Annotated in this window: 17 protein-coding genes; 10 read left to right on the top strand and 7 right to left on the bottom strand. The window is 69.3% G+C overall.

Features of this window, described 5'->3' with window-relative positions; translation table 11 throughout:
* Nucleotides 1-13: 13 nt before the first annotated feature.
* Nucleotides 14-460 carry a DUF1801 domain-containing protein gene (locus tag ACNAVT_RS03450; RefSeq protein ID WP_416292678.1) on the bottom strand — a complete coding sequence of 149 codons (447 nt, stop codon included), beginning with the start codon at nt 458-460 and terminating at the stop codon, nt 14-16.
* Nucleotides 461-638: 178 nt separating this feature from the next.
* Here ACNAVT_RS03450 and ACNAVT_RS03445 point away from each other — a divergent pair, with 178 nt between their 5' ends.
* The 3 genes from ACNAVT_RS03445 to ACNAVT_RS03435 all read left to right on the top strand — a co-directional run bounded on the left by ACNAVT_RS03445 (nt 639) and on the right by ACNAVT_RS03435 (nt 2,357).
* Entirely contained in the window at nt 639-836 is a 198-nt protein-coding gene (locus tag ACNAVT_RS03445) for a hypothetical protein (RefSeq protein WP_416292676.1), read from the top strand.
* Entirely contained in the window at nt 833-1,237 is a 405-nt protein-coding gene (locus ACNAVT_RS03440; RefSeq protein WP_416292674.1) for a type II toxin-antitoxin system VapC family toxin, read from the top strand. Before ACNAVT_RS03445 ends, ACNAVT_RS03440 begins: the two co-directional genes overlap by 4 nt.
* Nucleotides 1,238-1,481: 244 nt before the next feature.
* A complete protein-coding gene (locus tag ACNAVT_RS03435; RefSeq protein WP_416292672.1) occupies nt 1,482-2,357 on the top strand; it encodes a GNAT family N-acetyltransferase in 876 nt (291 codons plus the stop codon).
* Between the two features lie 22 nt (nt 2,358-2,379).
* Here ACNAVT_RS03435 and ACNAVT_RS03430 read toward each other — a convergent pair whose 3' ends face one another.
* Both ACNAVT_RS03430 and ACNAVT_RS03425 read right to left on the bottom strand, forming a co-directional pair.
* Complete coding sequence (locus tag ACNAVT_RS03430) at nt 2,380-2,643, bottom strand: hypothetical protein (RefSeq protein WP_416292671.1); 264 nt, start codon at nt 2,641-2,643, stop codon at nt 2,380-2,382.
* The gene (locus tag ACNAVT_RS03425; RefSeq protein ID WP_416292863.1) at nt 2,640-2,918 is read right to left on the bottom strand and encodes a DivIVA domain-containing protein; all 279 of its coding nucleotides are present in this window, start codon (nt 2,916-2,918) and stop codon (nt 2,640-2,642) included. The genes ACNAVT_RS03430 and ACNAVT_RS03425 overlap by 4 nt, the downstream gene beginning before the upstream one ends.
* A 385-nt stretch (nt 2,919-3,303) precedes the next feature.
* Here ACNAVT_RS03425 and ACNAVT_RS03420 point away from each other — a divergent pair, with 385 nt between their 5' ends.
* Nucleotides 3,304-3,513, top strand: coding sequence for a winged helix-turn-helix domain-containing protein (locus tag ACNAVT_RS03420; RefSeq protein WP_416292861.1), 210 nt, complete (start codon nt 3,304-3,306; stop codon nt 3,511-3,513).
* A gap of 627 nt (nt 3,514-4,140) precedes the next feature.
* Nucleotides 4,141-5,841, top strand: coding sequence for a hypothetical protein (locus ACNAVT_RS03415; RefSeq protein WP_416292669.1), 1,701 nt, complete (start codon nt 4,141-4,143; stop codon nt 5,839-5,841).
* A 149-nt stretch (nt 5,842-5,990) separates the two neighbouring features.
* Here the strand turns inward: ACNAVT_RS03415 and ACNAVT_RS03410 are convergent, their stop codons facing one another.
* Nucleotides 5,991-6,476: a carboxymuconolactone decarboxylase family protein gene (locus ACNAVT_RS03410; protein ID WP_416292668.1), complete on the bottom strand. Its 486-nt coding sequence runs from the start codon at nt 6,474-6,476 to the stop codon at nt 5,991-5,993.
* Between the two features lie 77 nt (nt 6,477-6,553).
* On the opposite strand from ACNAVT_RS03410, the gene ACNAVT_RS03405 reads away from it, so the two are divergent.
* Entirely contained in the window at nt 6,554-6,943 is a 390-nt protein-coding gene (locus ACNAVT_RS03405) for a hypothetical protein (protein ID WP_416292666.1), read from the top strand.
* Between the two features lie 197 nt (nt 6,944-7,140).
* On the opposite strand, the gene ACNAVT_RS03400 is transcribed toward ACNAVT_RS03405, so the two are convergent.
* A complete protein-coding gene (locus tag ACNAVT_RS03400) occupies nt 7,141-8,820 on the bottom strand; it encodes a DNA repair helicase XPB (RefSeq protein WP_416292664.1) in 1,680 nt (559 codons plus the stop codon).
* Between the two features lie 174 nt (nt 8,821-8,994).
* Between ACNAVT_RS03400 and ACNAVT_RS03395 the strand changes: the two genes are divergently transcribed.
* Both ACNAVT_RS03395 and ACNAVT_RS03390 read left to right on the top strand, forming a co-directional pair.
* Entirely contained in the window at nt 8,995-9,864 is an 870-nt protein-coding gene (locus ACNAVT_RS03395) for a L,D-transpeptidase family protein (RefSeq protein ID WP_416292662.1), read from the top strand.
* 113 nt (nt 9,865-9,977) lie between these two features.
* Nucleotides 9,978-10,214, top strand: coding sequence for a hypothetical protein (locus ACNAVT_RS03390; protein WP_416292661.1), 237 nt, complete (start codon nt 9,978-9,980; stop codon nt 10,212-10,214).
* A 22-nt stretch (nt 10,215-10,236) separates the two neighbouring features.
* Here ACNAVT_RS03390 and ACNAVT_RS03385 read toward each other — a convergent pair whose 3' ends face one another.
* Complete coding sequence (locus tag ACNAVT_RS03385; RefSeq protein ID WP_416292659.1) at nt 10,237-12,711, bottom strand: helicase-associated domain-containing protein; 2,475 nt, start codon at nt 12,709-12,711, stop codon at nt 10,237-10,239.
* 83 nt (nt 12,712-12,794) lie between these two features.
* On the opposite strand from ACNAVT_RS03385, the gene ACNAVT_RS03380 reads away from it, so the two are divergent.
* Nucleotides 12,795-13,418: an HAD family hydrolase gene (locus ACNAVT_RS03380; RefSeq protein WP_416292658.1), complete on the top strand. Its 624-nt coding sequence runs from the start codon at nt 12,795-12,797 to the stop codon at nt 13,416-13,418.
* Between the two features lie 27 nt (nt 13,419-13,445).
* A complete protein-coding gene (locus ACNAVT_RS03375) occupies nt 13,446-13,832 on the top strand; it encodes a cold-shock protein (RefSeq protein WP_416292656.1) in 387 nt (128 codons plus the stop codon).
* Here ACNAVT_RS03375 and ACNAVT_RS03370 read toward each other — a convergent pair.
* The gene (locus tag ACNAVT_RS03370; RefSeq protein ID WP_416292654.1) at nt 13,793-14,623 is read right to left on the bottom strand and encodes a 1,4-dihydroxy-6-naphthoate synthase; all 831 of its coding nucleotides are present in this window, start codon (nt 14,621-14,623) and stop codon (nt 13,793-13,795) included. The genes ACNAVT_RS03375 and ACNAVT_RS03370 overlap by 40 nt on opposite strands.
* Nucleotides 14,624-14,877 lie beyond the last annotated feature (254 nt).

The following is a 14,877-nucleotide window of genomic DNA, read 5'->3' as shown; positions in this document are numbered from 1 at the left end:
TAGAGCGCCCGGCCTATGGTCGGCGCTCGCTGGCCCGGTCGACGCCCTTGTGCACCCGGACCGTGCGGTCGATGAGCTCGCGTAGCGCGCTCTCGTCGACGTCGTCGAGTCGTTTCAGGTAGAGGCATCCCTTACCGGTCTTGTGCGGGCCGAGCCGGGCGAGCACCGACGCATGCCGCTCCCCGAACCCACCCACCAGGTAGACGACGAGCTGCTGCTTGCGCGGAGAGAAGCCCGCCAGCGGCCAGTCGCCCGTGCGCCCGCTCTGGTAGGTGTAGCGGTAGCTGCCGAAGCCCACGATGCTCGGGCCCCACATCACCGGGGCCTCGCCCGTGACCTCGCGCAGCATCGTGCAGAGGCGCTCCGCGTCGGCCCGCCGACGTTGGTCGGGGACTGCCGCCAGGAAATCATCGACGCTGGCGTCGGTGGGAACGGTCACCGGCTGCTTCGCTGTCGCCATGGGCTGATCCTCCCAAACGGGTACGACACACAGCCAGGAGTGCTGAGCCCCGCTTGGACCCGCGGGCTGGTCGGCCGGGCGGGGACGCTTGGTCGCGACGTGCCGGCTCGCTGTGCGCAGGAGGCGGTTTGCCGGCCCTGCCCGTGCGAGAATGAGAGCCGGATGGAGGGGAGCCGTGATGTCGAGCAACGCCGAGCGGATGCCCGTGTGGCCCACCGTCGAGCACATGCCGGCGGAGGAACTGGCTCGTCGGCAGGGTGTTCGACCGGTTGCCTCCGTCGACGACCTCGCCCGGCCAGACCTGTTCGAGTCGGACGAGGAGTTGGACGACTTTCTCGCTGACCTATACGCCTCCCGGCGGGCTGGCGTCGCGTGAGCCTGGTCGTTCTGGACACCGACGTCGCGTCGGCGATTCTGCGCGGACGGCTGCCTGACCGACTTCGCGCCCGTCTGGCCGGTAAGACCCTCTGCATCACGTTCGTGACGCTCGGGGAGCTGACCAAGTGGACCGCGTTACGGAGTTGGGGGCCGCGCAAGCTGGCTGACCTCGCGCAATGGCGGTCCGGGATAGTACTACTGCCCTTCGACGAGGTGGTGGCGACGACATGGGGGCAGCTCCAGGCGCGGGCCCAGCATCGTGGCCGCCCCCGCCCGGCGAACGATTCGTGGATCGCCGCCTGCTGCCTGGTCGACCGGCTGCCTCTGGCGACCTTCAACGGCAAGGACTACGCCGACTTCGCCGAGTACGACGGGCTGCGCCTGTTCGACGTCTCGTAGGTGCCGCCATCGCTGGCCGCAGCCTGCACCTGAACCGGGAGCAGGCTGGCCGACCGGATCGGCGCCGAACGGTGACCTGCGTGCGTCTAAAGACCTGCTCACGCCGCCCCTGCCCGGCTGAAATCCGTTGACAGCGGTCCGGGCACGGGTGCCTACTTGCCCACTGGGCGCGTCGCGCCGGCCCGGCATCAGCCGCGACGGCTGGCCGTCGCGTGATCGGCGGCAGACGAAAGGGCAAACGATCATGTCGGAGCTGGGCGGGGACGCACCGACCTGGAAAGAGTTCGGCGAGGGGCACCTCGTGGAGCTGACCGAGCTGGCCGAGGCGTGCCTGGCCGCCGACGGTGGGCTGCCGCTGTTCGCCCGTACCCCGCTGTTGCGGGCGCGGCTGCTGCAGACCCGTACCCTCGGTGCCTGGCATGACGGCGGCCTGGTTGCGGCCGTGGGCGTCGGCACCGGCGGGCAGTCGGCCACCAGCACCGGCCTGGTGCACCCGGACTGGCGGGGGCGGGGCCTCGGCAGCCGGCTGTTGAGCTGGGCGGGCGAGCAGGCCGGCGACGCGGATCTGTTGCTGACCACCGAATCCTGGAACCTGGGCGCCGATGCCCTCTTCACGGCGCGCGGCTTCGAGCGGACCTTCACCGAGTGGGTGCTGCGGCACGACCTCACCGCCCTGCCGGAGGTCGCGCGCCCCGACGGCGTGCGCACCGAGCCGGTGACCTGGGAGATCGGCCCCGAACTCTTCGAGGCCTACTACGCGTCCTTCGCCGACCGGCCCGGCTTCGGCGCGCCGACCGCCGAGGAATGGCTGGGTGACCTGCGCGAGGACGACGACTACCGGCCGGACCTGTCGCTGATCGCCCGTGGTCCCGATGGCACGGCCGTCGGCTTCCTCAACGTCATCGACAACTGGATCGACCAGGTGGGCGTCGTACCGGAATGGCGGGGCCGACGGGTCGGGGCGTACCTGGTGGCGACCGCACTGCGGGCGCTGGCCGGGGACGGCGCCCGGGAGGCGTGGCTCTGCGTCAACGACAACAACCCGGCCGCCGCGCTGTACCGGCGGCTCGGCTTCCACGACGCCGGCCGCCGCGCCCGCTACCTGCGCCGCCGGGGTTGAAAGGCGCCTCGCCCGGTCGTCTTCACCGGTTGAGCCACGGCGCGCGCCGCGAGCAGGGCGAGGTGTGGTCCACCGGCAGCGCGCACCGGCCGCCGCCGGGCAGCAGCCGGTCGCAGAAGACCCAGTGGCGTACGCACTGCTGATCCTCGGCCGAGACGGTCACCCCGCCCGGCTCGACGCGGGCGCTGAGGTGGGCCAGCACCCGGGCGGCGGTACGAGCGAAGATCCGGGCGCGGTGCAGGTCGGGCGCGGTGACCGGCAGGTGGATCACCCAGCGGTCGGTCATCGGTAGCGGTTGTTCGCCGACTGGGCGCTCTGCCACGCACGCAGGGCGTTCTTGATCCGTACGTTCTCCTCCTGCACGGCGACCAGGGCGGTCTGCGCGACGGCCAGTTCGTCGGCCACCCGGTGCAGGAAGGCGCGGATCTCGATCGGGTCGAGGCCCCGCCGGCGGACGTTGAAGCACCGCTCGCGGATCTGCCAGGGCCGTAGGGGAAGCCGAGCCTGGGGTGGGCCGGCGTTTGGTGTCGGACGTAATTCCTCGCGTTGTCGGCCCGCCAGCCGACGGATCAGGTTGCGCACGGAGTGACCGCCCTTCGTCGGATCGCGTCGAAGTGGAGGGGGCGGCCTCCGCCGGTTGCGGTCGGCGGAGGCCGCCCCGCCCTGCCGCCTTGTCTGAGGTACCGCAGGGCCGCGCCGGGGGAGCGCGGAGGGTGAGGTCTCGACGGCGATGCGAGACCGGTACGAGAGGCGCCAACCGACCGCAGCAGCACCGCATCACCGGGAGTGACGGTATTGCCACCGAGTCACCTATGTCAAGCATGTCTCTGAGTCAGCGAGTCACCTATGCCACCCGTGCTACGTGCGTTGCCTGTGGCGTGATCGTTGATCGATACTGGGCGGGCCAACCGACTGCAAGGGGCCTGACGTGCCTATTCCGCCCACGATGGACGAGCTACTCGACGATCTCCAGAGCAAGATCAAGGACGGGACGTACCCACCTGGCTCTCAGCTCCCCTCTGGGCGGGCTCTGGCAGACACCTATGACGTCTCGCAGTCCACAATCAGCCGGGCGGTGGCGAGGCTGCGGGAGCAGGGTGTGCTCGTCGGTCGCCCGGGCCGCGGCGTCTTCGTCGCTGAAACCATCCGGCTCTGACAAGCTCGCACCCTTGGAGGGTCCAGTTCGCCTTTCGCTGGCCTGGGTTATGTGGACTCTAGCGGCCGCCCGCCCTCCTCTGGCGTCAGAGCACTCGCATGTACTTAAATGGAACTGAGTGCCTGTAGCGACCTCGAATCTGTCATATCGGGACCGTGAAGATTCAGGCTAAACTCCACATGCGATCAGGGGGATCATGGCCGGGTCATTCTCTCAGAAGAATCTTGATGGATTTCGCGATGCAGCCCAGTCGCTAAAGTTGTACCGACGGGCGGAGTTGGGAGATGCATCGGGGTCGGATAATCTAATAGAAAACCTTTACGTCGATCCATTGCCCAATGATCACGTGTTGAACACCATGCTAAAGCCAAATACGACCTTTGTTGTAGGTCGAAAGGGAACAGGTAAGTCTACGATCTTCCAGTGGGCGCAGCACGAACTCCGGAAGAGGTCAGACGTTACATCGGCGTACATTGACATTAAGACGGTATACGAAGCCTCCCAGGTCGATCCCGTGATGTCGGCTCAATTGACGCAGATTGACGGTGCACTGCCGCCGGGTGCCCTCGAACGGCTTTTGCTGCACAAGGCCTTCTTGTCCTCCATGATCGAATCTATCCGCGATAGTTGCGAAGGAGGATAGAACCAACGCTATGGAAGAAGCTTCGCCGTGCGCTTGGCGGAACCTTAGACGAGCTTTTTGAAGGTCTAGATGATATCCTGGCCGATGCGGATCGCGTGCGATTCGAGAATGTTCTTGGTGCTTATTTGCGCCAGGGCTCGACAACTAAAAGCCTTGAGCATGGTGAGGCGTCGGCGAAGTCGGCCAAAGCGAGTATTTCTGGCCAGTCATCGGTGGGAGTGGGAGTCGAATCCACTTCGAGCTACACCGAGACCACGGCCGATGAGGCGGCATATGCTGACGTGCTCATGCGAACGTTTGATGTTAAGAAGTTTATCCTTCAGTTGAAAGTATTGCTGGACCGCTTCAAAATCCGCCACCTCTATATTTTCGTGGATGACTTCTCGGAGCTTCCGTTGGAGGCGATGAAGGTCGTCGTGGATGCCCTTCTAGGGCCGCTTAACAACTGGTCTGATGAGCTGGTCAAGTTTAAGGTCGCGGCTTACCCCGGGCGGATTTACTTCGGGCAAATAGATAAGTCCAAGATCGACGAGATCAACCTTGACCTCTTTTCTCTCTATGGCACGAGTGACATTGTCGCCATGGAAGATAAGGCAGTAGATTTCACTCGGCGTCTCATTCAGCGCCGCTTGGGTCACTTCACGGCAGATCCGCAGGGAGTGAACTACTTTGCCTCCAGAAGGGAGGAAGACCTCTGGCGCCAGCTCTTCTACGCCACTATGGCGAATCCCCGGAGCCTGGGCTATTTGCTCTTCTTCGCCTACGAGACATCCTTAATTTATGGGCGCGAAATCAGCGCTAGAGATGTCAGAATGGCCGCACGCCGCTACTGCGAAGAAAAGCTGAATGCCTATTTTGAGATGAACCGATTTCTGCAGGAGAGCTTCGATGAACGGTCGTCCATATTCAGCTTGAAGGAGTTGCTTGACAAAATTATCGACAGAGCTAAGGTGCTTAGAAGCTCAACCTCATCTGTGATTCGTGATCAGCAGGGTCGCGCTCCTACTAGTCATTTCCACGTCCCACTGGAGTTTGAGTCGCTTCTCGCTACCCTCGAGCTCAATTTCTTCGTGACCAAGTACTATGTGATGACTGATCGCGACGGTCGAAAGGTGGTTGTGTATGCCTTGAATTATGGGTTATGCCAACATAACAAGATCGAGTTCGGCCGGCCGGTGGGATCGCGAGAGCAGCGCTATCGACAATATTATGCCGAGAGGGTGTTCGACTACTCTCCGATTCTGCGGGATTATCTCGCCTCGAACCAAGAAATTGTCTGCTCGGCGTGTGAAGTCAGGCACGACTATTCAGATCTCGAAATGCTGCGACGCTACGGAATGCTGTGCCCTGCATGCCGAGAGGGAACGTGCAACGTAATAAATCTATCGCGCAAGTATGAGGACACTCTTCGTTCTGTGGATGAGAGTCTCCTGCTCCCGCGTGTGGAGTTGGGCATACTGCACACCCTCAAGAGCGAGGACCGCCCTCTATTCGCGCAGGAGGTTGCTGGCGATCTAGACTGCTCGTATCAGCTGATTGGAAAGCGAGCCAAGGCTCTCTCCGAGCGAGGGCTGGTCCACAGGGGAGAGAATGGGCAGGGGAGGCGACAGTACACGCCGACCTCTCTTGCAATACGCGTCTACTTCGCTGGCCTAGGCGGTGCCGTGGAGAGCGGCGACACGTGACACCCCCGCAATCTCCAGATACAACGTGACTTGGTCGACGTAAGGCATCCTGGCGCCCACGCCCCGGCGAACACGGGCCCGCGCTCGGACATGCGCGGGCCCGGCCCGGGATCGAGTGATCCCGAGGCCGAGCCAGCGTTGTCGGAGAGTCAGTCGAACGCGGTGGCGAACATGCCGGGCTGGTAGGAACCTCCCTGCTGGTGCACAATCACGGCGAGCCGGTTGGCTGCGTTGATCAGGGCGACCAGGGAGACCAGCGCGGCGACCTGGTCGTCGTCGTAGTGCTTGCGCACCTGGTCCCAGGTCTCGTCGGACACGCCCTGGTGAGCGTCGGCGAGCCGGGTACCCTCCTCGGCGAGCGCCAGCGCGGCCTGCTCGGCCGCGGTGAAGACGGTTGATTCGCGCCAGGCGGCGACCAGGTTGAGTCGGACGGAGGTTTCGCTGGCGGCCGTTGCCTCCTTGGTGTGCATGTCGATGCACCAACCGCAGCCGTTGATCTGGCTGGCCCGCAGCGACACCAGCTCCTGGGTGGACTTCGGCAGGGGCGACTGCTGGATCACCATGCCCGCGTTGGCGAACCGCTTGAAGAACTTGACGGCGATCTCGTTGTCGAACATGTTGAACCGGGTGTCCATCGTTCCGTCCTCACTCTTGGTGTGGCGTTGACGAACACGAGATGCCGGCGATCAGGCCCTTGTAACAGCGTGGCCAGGTGACGTCAGCAGCCGAGACCCGAGACGCGCTCGACGCGTTCCAGCGGACGGTCGAAACGGGCGAGCTGCAGAGCCTGCTCGACATCCTCGCGCCGGATGTCGTCCTGCTCGGCGACGGTGGCGGAGTCAAGCAGGCCGTCCCGCGTCCCATCGTCGGGGCCGACAAGGTGGCACGCCTGCTGGCCGGCGGATGGGGCAGGGTCGCCGGCATCTCGTCGCTGCGGCCGGCGCAGGTAAACGGCTACCCGGCGCTGATCCTCCACCTCGACGGCGAACTCGACAGCGTCCTGGCCTTGCGTATCGACGACGGCCTGATCACCGGGATCTACGCCCTACGCAATCCAGAGAAGCTGTCGCACATGGAGCGGGAAACCATCCTGCGCCGCTGAGTACACCTGCTCGGCAGGGAAGCGCTGGCGGCTGAGTCGTTTACGACATCAAGTCTGTAGGGGGCGGGAGGGACAGTCGCTCCCGGCATGGCCGCTCGAGACTGACGCTGGTGATCGACTCCGTTTGCGGGACAGAGGGGTATCAGAGTGACCCGGACACCGTGACATGCCGCAAGTGGAGTCGATCAACGAGAGGGTCAGTCGAAAGAGGGCAGGGACGGCCCCAGGACGTCGTCGGCGTCCACGATGGTGTACGCGTACCCCTGCTCGGCGAGGAAGCGCTGCCGGTGCGCGGCGTACTCGGTGTCGATGGTGTCCCGGGAGACGACGGTGTAGAAGTGCGCCTGCCGGCCGTCGGACTTCGGACGCAGCACCCGGCCGAGCCGCTGTGCCTCCTCCTGCCGGGAGCCGAACGTGCCGGACACCTGGATCGCCACGGCCGCCTCGGGCAGGTCGATTGAGAAGTTGCCGACCTTGGAGATGACCAGGGTGCGCAGCTCGCCGGAGCGGAACGCGTCGAAGAGCCGTTCCCGCTCCTTGTTGGTGGTGGAGCCCTGCACGATCGGCGCGTCGAGGTATTCGCCGAGCTGGTGCAGCTGGTCGATGTAGGCGCCGATCACCAGCACCTGATCGTTCGGGTGCCGCTGCACGAGCGCGCGTACCACCGGCAGTTTGGTCCGGGCGGTCGCCGCCATCCGGTAGCGCTCCTCGGCCTCCGCCGTCGCGTACGCCATCCGCTCGGCGTCGGTGAGGGTCACCCGGACCTCGGTGCACTCAGCCGGGGCGATCCAGCCCTGCGACTCGATGTCCTTCCACGGCGCGTCGTACCGCTTGGGGCCGATCAGGCTGAACACGTCGCCCTCGCGGCCGTCCTCGCGGACCAGAGTGGCGGTCAGCCCCAGCCGGCGGCGGGCCTGGAGGTCCGCGGTGAACCGGAAGATCGGCGCCGGCAGCAGGTGCACCTCGTCGTAGATGACCAGGCCCCAGTCGCGGGCCCCGAACAGGTCCAGGTGGGTGAACGCGCCGCCGCGCCGCGAGGTGAGCACCTGGTACGTCGCGATGGTGACCGGGCGGATCTCCTTGCGCTCGCCCGAGTATTCGCCGATCTCGTCCTCGGTGAGCGAGGTGCGGGCGACCAGCTCCCGCTTCCACTGCCGGCCGGCGACCGTGTTGGTCACCAGGATCAGCGTGGTCGCCTTCGCCTCGGCCATCGCCGCCGCCCCGACCAGCGTCTTGCCGGCGCCGCAGGGCAGCACCACCACACCCGACCCGCCGGCCCAGAACGCCTCCACGGACTCCCGCTGGTAGGACCGCAGCGTCCACGGCTTCACGCCGTCCTTGCCGGCCTCGGCCAGCTCGATCGGGTGCGCCTCGCCATCGACGTATCCGGCCAGGTCCTCGGCCGGCCAGCCCAGCTTGAGCAGCGCCTGCTTGAGCCGGCCCCGCTCGGACGGGTGCACCGCGATCGTGTCGTCGTCGATCTTCGCGCCGAACATGCCGGCGAGCTTCTTGCTCTTGGCGACCTCGACCAGCACCACCCGGTCCAGGGCGCGCAGCACCAGGCCGTGCACCGGGTCGTTGGCGAGCTGGAGCCGACCGTACCGGTCCATGGTCTCGGCCACGTCGACCAGCAGCGCGTGCGGCACCGGGTAGCGGGAGTATTTGATCAGGGAGTCGACCACGCCCTCGGCGTCGTGGCCGGCGGCCCGGGCGTTCCACAGCCCCAGCGGGGTGAGCCGGTAGGTGTGCACGTGCTCCGGGGAGCGCTCCAGCTCGGCGAAGGGCGCGATGGCCATCCGACACGCCTGCGCGTCGGGGTGGTCGATCTCCAGCAGCAGGGTCTTGTCCGACTGCACGATCAGTGGTCCACCGCTCACGCCAGCGTCCTCTCCCTTGCCGGATTCTCCTCGCCCGCGTGCCGGCTGACCTGCCGAAGGCGGACCATCCAGTGTTGCACGGGTGGAGGTGCCCGAAAAAAGTTACGCGCGACAGGCAACGGGATGGTCGTTTCCTACGTCTAGCAAGCGGGACAACTGTGCAGGGGAGGGCCCATGAAGCGTGTCCGGTTTGCCGCCCGGGCCGTCGCCCTGGCTGCGGTCGTGCTGGTCGGCGTCGGTGCGTGCGCGCTCGAGCCGCGGCGTGACGGATCCGGGGCGGGCGCCCCGGCCCCCGTCATCGTCGCGGAGACAGCATCGGGGGCGAGCGCGCCGCCCACGCCGGAGCAGCCGACCGAGTCCCCGTCGGCGCAGCCGAGCCGGACGGCCACGCCGAAACCCAGCCCGACGACGACGCCGAAGCCGAGCGCCACACCCAAGCCGAGCGGGTCCACCGGCTGCCCGCAGGGCGAGCACCAGCGGGCCGTGGAGACGTACCTGACCAAGTTGGGCGGGTTCGGCACGCTGACCGTGGACGGGAAGCAGTCCGCCGCCGACTGCGCCGCGATCAAGAAGTTCCAGCGCCGGTACGGGATCAGCCCCGCCGCCGGCCGCGCCGGCGCCACCACGTACGACGTGGCGCGGCGACTGGCCAGCACCGACGTGAGCCGCTGCCACGCCGGCTCCGGGCTCACCTTCTGCATCGACCTGACCCGGCAGACGGTCTGGGCGATGCGCAACGGCAAGGTGGTCATGGGCCCGACGGTCACCCGCACCGGCATGTCCGGATACGCGACCCCGGCCGGCACCTACCGGGTCGGCGGGCGGAACCTGAAGGAGTGGTCCAACCCGTACGAGGTGTGGCTGCCCTACTGGCAGCAGTTCAACGGCGGGATCGGCTTCCACGAGACCACCACCTACCTGCACAACGGGTCGATCGGCTCGCACGGCTGCGTCAACCTGCTGCACCGCGACGCGGTCCGGCTCTGGGAGTTGGGCGCGATCGGCACCCGGGTGGTCGTCTTCGGCCACCGCCCGGGCACCTGATCCGGCCGTCTAAGCGACCGTCCCGCCCCCGATGGGGGTTTTGCCCCCTGTCCGCTCGTTCCTTTCAGTGCCACGCTGGAAAAAGGTCCAGTGGGGGTGGGAGGGACTTGAAGATGACGGTCGACCACGATGCGCTCGCCAAGGACGACCAGACGCAGCGGGACCCGATCTCGACGGCGGCCCTGATCGGGTACGCGGCGGCCGCCGTCGGCGTGGTCGGCTGGTTCCTGTTCGGGCTGCTGGTGCAGCGGCAGGGCTTCGTCGACTCGGTCGGCGAGTCGGCCGGCGCGGCGTTCGCGATGCTGCTCGCCGTCTCGGTGATCGGCACGATCCGCCGCAACGGCCGCTGAGCGCCGCGGCCCCCGGGCCGCCTCAGTCCTCCCGCACCGCCGCGGTGATCCGGTGCAGTGCGAAGGTGTGCAGCATCTCCGTGCGGTCGTCCTCCGCGCGCAGGTAGCCCGCCCCGATCGACACCGGCCGGACCAGCCGGGACGTCGTCGCCCCGTGTGCGTCGACGTAGCCCACCCAGACCAGCGCCTTGTCACGGACCGCCTGCTGGAGCACGGCGAGCGCGTCGTTGTGGGTGTGCGCGGGCAGCGGACCGGTGCGAGCCGTGCCGCCCCGGACCACCGCCGGGGCCCGCCGTGCCGCCCGGGCCGCCGCGTCGCCGCGGCGGATCTGCTCCACCACCCCGAGCAGCCGGGGCAGGGGCAGCTTCGGTGAGGCCAGCGGGTCCAGGCCGCGGGTGGCCACCGGCATCCGGGCCGGCGCCCGCCGGGTCTTCGGCCGGGACAGCACCGTCGCGCCGCTGGCGTCCTCCGGCACCGGCGCGTATCCGGCGTCGCGCAGCGCGGTCAGCATCCGCCCCACCTGGTACGGGGTGGCGAGCACCGTCGGGGCGAGCCGGCGGAACGCCAACGACTCCAGCCGCTTGTCGGCCAGCACCTCGGTGAGCAGCGCCTCGTCGTCGCTGCGCACGTACCCGCCGGCCGAGCCGACCCGCAGCCCGCCGTGCTTACGGGCCACGTCGTCCACCAGGTAGGTCAACCCCTGCGGCACCGGGGTGCGTGATCGCCGCCGGAACAGCGCGTGCAGGTCGTCGGCGGAGTAGCCGGCGTCCAGGGCGCGCCGGACGCTGCCGGTGGTGACCCGGTACACGCTCGCGCCGCCCGCCGACTCGTGCTGGGCCACCACCTCCAGCTCGGCGGCGAGCGCCGGGTCCGGCGGGCCGGGCACCACCACGGTGAGGTCGGCCTGCAGGAGGAAGTGGTCGACCGGGGCGGGGAGCAGCGCGTCCAGCGCGCGTACGGCGGTGGACGGCTCGCCCGACTCGACGTCGGAGCGCAGCCCGAGCGGGTCGTCCAACCGCTCGTCGGCCTCGGTCACGTCGGCCAGCAGCAGCCGCCCGTACGAGGTGAGCGCGCCGAGCCCGGTCACCCCGAGCTGGGCGGCCTCGGCCAGCACCTCGCGATGCGCGGCCTCCCGACCCCGGGCCCGCCGGGGCGCCCGCCAGTCCAGCAGCTCCAGCATCTCGTCCGGGGTCGGGGCGGTGGCCGGGGCCAGGTCGGCCAGGACGGCGAGCACCGCGCGTCGGGCACCCGGGGCACCGGCCCGTTCCGCCTCGGCGGACAGCACCGAGATGGGTCGGTCCCGGTCGTCGCGCTGGCCGACCAGGCCCACCTGGCGGGTCATGGTCAGCCACGCCCGGGCCAGCTGTTCCCAGCGCTGGGCGAGCGAGCTGGCGCGCCACACCTCGTACCCGCCGGTGGGCAGGATCTGCTGGTCGCCGCCGTAGCGGGTGGTGGTTGCGGCGGTGAGCTCCAGCTCGCCGACCAGCCCGGCCGCGTACGCCACCTCGAAGAGGAGCGCGGTGGTCGGGTCGTCCAGCCCGAGCCCGCGGGCCAGCCGGCGTAGGTCGCGGACGCCGACGCCGCCGGAGCGCAGCACCGGGGCCGGCTCGGCGGCGAGGCTCTCCAGCAGCGCCTCGACGTGGCGGACCACCTCCATGGTCTGCCCGGCCCCGGCGGAGTCCACGGCCTTCGGCTCCCGGGGCGGGCTCGCCACCACGGGCGGATCGGTGCGCAGCGGGCCGAGCGGACCGGTGTCCCGGCGCAGCAGCAGAGCCACCTCGCGAGGGAGTTCGACGGTGCCCGCGGCGCCCTTGCCGCCGGAGATCGGGACGAGCAGCCGGTGCTCCACCAGCCAGCGGATCGGCGAGCCGGTGGGTGCGCCGCCGTTGGTCAGGTCGGGGGGAAGGTCGTCCTCGGCGCCGGTGGCGGGGGCGTCGAGCGCGCCCGGCGGCACGGTGCCGACCGGGGGCCCGGCGGCGAGCCGGTCCAGGATCGCCCGGGCCGAGGGGGGCGCGGCCAGCAGCGTGCGCCGCAGCTTCGCCGGGTCCGCGCACAGGGCCGCCGCTCGCGGGTCCAGCTCCGCCGCCGGTCGGCCCAGCCCCGCCGGGTACGGGGAGACCTCGTCGACGCCGCCCACCACGTGCAGGTCGTGCTCCGGGCCGTAGAGCAGGAAGAGCGCGCGCAGCTTGTTCACCGCGCCCCGGACGGCGGTCGGGGCGGGCGGGTGCGGGCCGGCGGTGGCCATCGCCAGGATCGCCTCGGTGGCGGTGCCACCGCCCTCCGGATCCCGGGTGAGCCGGGCGGCGTCCAGGATCTGGACGGTGAACTGGTCCAGCCCGTCGAGGGCCCGGGCCACGGAGACCCGCGACTGGGCCCGGATGGCGAGGGCGGACACGTCGGCCGGCACCGGCACGACGAGGTCTGGCCGCAGCTGCAGGAGGGCGGCCAGGGACTCGTCGGGGAGGGCCCGCAGGTGATCGGCGAGTGAGGTGGTCATCGTCGTACCACGCTAGCCCGGACGGGTGCCGTCGCGCCCCTCGGACGTCCGGCTCGGTCGGGTCGGCCGGGTAGGTTCTCGGCATGCCCTCACTGATGGTCGGTTTCGACCTCGACATGACCCTGGTCGACTCGCGCCCCGGCATCGCCGCCGCGTACCGGGCATTGACGGCGCGTACCGGGGTGCCGGTGGACGTGGACGCGGCGGTGTCGCGGCTCGGCCCGCCGCTGCGGACGGAGATCGCGCGCTGGTTCCCGCCGGAGCAGGTGGAGGAGGCGGTGGCCATCTACCGCGAGCTCTACCCGGCGTACGCGATCACCCCGTCCGTGCCGCTGCCCGGCGCGGAGGCCGCGATCGAGGCGGTGCACGCGCGGGGCGGCCGCGTCATGGTGGTGACCTCGAAGATCGGCCGGCTGGCGAAGCTGCACCTGGACCACCTCGGGCTGGCCGTCGACGAGCTGGCCGGGGACCTGTTCGCCGAGCAGAAGGCGACCGCGCTGCGGGAGCACGGCGCGACCCTCTACGTGGGGGACCATGTCGCGGACATGACCGCCGCGAAGACGGCGGGAATCCCGGGCGTGGGAGTGGCGACCGGACCCTGTACGCAGGAAGAACTGCGGGCCGCCGGGGCGCACACGGTGTTGGATGATCTCACCCGATTCCCGGCGGCGCTGGACCAGATCATCCGGCTAGCCTTGGAGGGGTAGCGGTCTCGAGTGAAGTAGAGGTTTCAAGTGCCGACGGGTCGAGTGAAGTGGTATGACGCGGCCAAGGGATACGGGTTCGTCACCAGCGACGAAGGTGGCGACGTGTTCCTGCCCAAGGGCGCGCTGCCGTCGGGGGTCACCGATCTGAAGGGCGGCCAGCGGGTCGATTTCAGCGTGGTCGACAGCCGCCGGGGTGCCCAGGCGATGGGGGTCAAGCTGCTGGAGGCGCCGCCGTCCGTGGCGGAGCTGCGCCGGCGGCCGGCCGAGGAGCTGCACGGCCTGGTCGAGGACATGATCAAGGTGCTGGAGGCGAAGGTCCAGCCGGACCTGCGCCGGGGCCGCTTCCCCGACCGCAAGACCGCGCAGAAGGTCGCTCAGCTGGTCCACGCGGTGGCGCGCGAGCTGGAGGTCTGAGGGACGAGCCCGGCGTCGGCGGCCCGGCCCAGCAGCGCCTCGACGGCGGCGAAGCCGGCCTCACCCAGGTCGGCGGTGAAGTCGTTGACGTAGAGGGCGATGTGCCGGTCCACCACGTCGGGCTCCATCTCCTGCGCGTGGGCCAGGACGTACTCGCGGCTGGCCTCCGGGTCGGCCCAGGCCTGGCGCACCGACTCGCGGATCCAGGCGGCGGCCTCGACCGGGTCGACCGCGCCCTTGCGGGCCAGGATCGCGCCGAGCGGGATCGGCAGGCCGGTGTCGCCCTCCCACCACTCGCCGAGGTCGACCAGCGCGGTCAGCCCGTGCCGGGGGTACGTGAACCGGGCCTCGTGGATCACCAGCCCGGCGTCGTACCGCCCGGCGGCCACACCCGGCATGATCTCGTGGAACGGCACCACCTCGATCCGCGCCGGCGGCCGCTGCGCCGACCAGAGCCGGAAGAGCAGGTACGCCGTGGTCCGCTCGCCGGGCACCGCCACGGTCGCACCGGAGAGGTCGGCCCGGTCGCCGCGGGTGAGCACCAGCGGGCCGCAGCCCCGGCCCAGCGCGCCGCCGCAGGGCAGCAGGTGGTAGTCGTCGAGCAGCCAGGGCAGCGCCGCGTAGCTCACCTTCACCAGGTCGAACGCCCCGCGCTCGGCGGCCGTGTTGGTCACGTCCACGTCGGCGTAGGTCACCTCGACCGGCGGCGCGCCCGGCACCCGGCCGTGCACGAGGGCGTCGAAGACGAACGTGTCGTTGGGGCAGGGGGAGATCGCCAGGGAGAGCGCCACGTCCCCCACCGTAACCCCGGGCTGTGGACCGCCCGCCACCCTGGTCCCGCCGCGGTGATGCCGCCACCCTGGCGCCGCTACGGCCGGTGCCGCCCTTGCTCCCCCTTGTGGTCGGGGTAGCGCTGCCCCGGATGGTGGCGATCCGGGCCACCAGGTGTGCCGGACCTCTCCTCACCCGCTACAAACTTGATGACGTAGATGATTCGCGTCCGGGACGGTGATGATTCGCGGCCGGGCTCTGCAGGGCTCGACTT

Origin of the sequence: Micromonospora sp. SL4-19, assembly GCF_047921475.1 — a bacterium.
GTDB lineage: Bacteria > Actinomycetota > Actinomycetes > Mycobacteriales > Micromonosporaceae > Micromonospora.
This window is presented reverse-complemented; position numbering and strand designations above follow the sequence as displayed.

Coding starts and splice junctions, on each gene's coding strand:
- ACNAVT_RS03420 (WP_416292861.1), top strand. CDS start 3,304: ATGGACGAGCTACTCGACGATCTCCAGAGCAAGATCAAGGACGGGACG.
- ACNAVT_RS03380 (WP_416292658.1), top strand. CDS start 12,795: ATGCCCTCACTGATGGTCGGTTTCGACCTCGACATGACCCTGGTCGAC.
- ACNAVT_RS03390 (WP_416292661.1), top strand. CDS start 9,978: ATGACGGTCGACCACGATGCGCTCGCCAAGGACGACCAGACGCAGCGG.
- ACNAVT_RS03430 (WP_416292671.1), bottom strand. CDS start 2,643: ATGACCGACCGCTGGGTGATCCACCTGCCGGTCACCGCGCCCGACCTG.
- ACNAVT_RS03435 (WP_416292672.1), top strand. CDS start 1,482: ATGTCGGAGCTGGGCGGGGACGCACCGACCTGGAAAGAGTTCGGCGAG.
- ACNAVT_RS03395 (WP_416292662.1), top strand. CDS start 8,995: ATGAAGCGTGTCCGGTTTGCCGCCCGGGCCGTCGCCCTGGCTGCGGTC.
- ACNAVT_RS03385 (WP_416292659.1), bottom strand. CDS start 12,711: ATGACCACCTCACTCGCCGATCACCTGCGGGCCCTCCCCGACGAGTCC.
- ACNAVT_RS03450 (WP_416292678.1), bottom strand. CDS start 460: ATGGCGACAGCGAAGCAGCCGGTGACCGTTCCCACCGACGCCAGCGTC.
- ACNAVT_RS03445 (WP_416292676.1), top strand. CDS start 639: ATGTCGAGCAACGCCGAGCGGATGCCCGTGTGGCCCACCGTCGAGCAC.
- ACNAVT_RS03410 (WP_416292668.1), bottom strand. CDS start 6,476: ATGGACACCCGGTTCAACATGTTCGACAACGAGATCGCCGTCAAGTTC.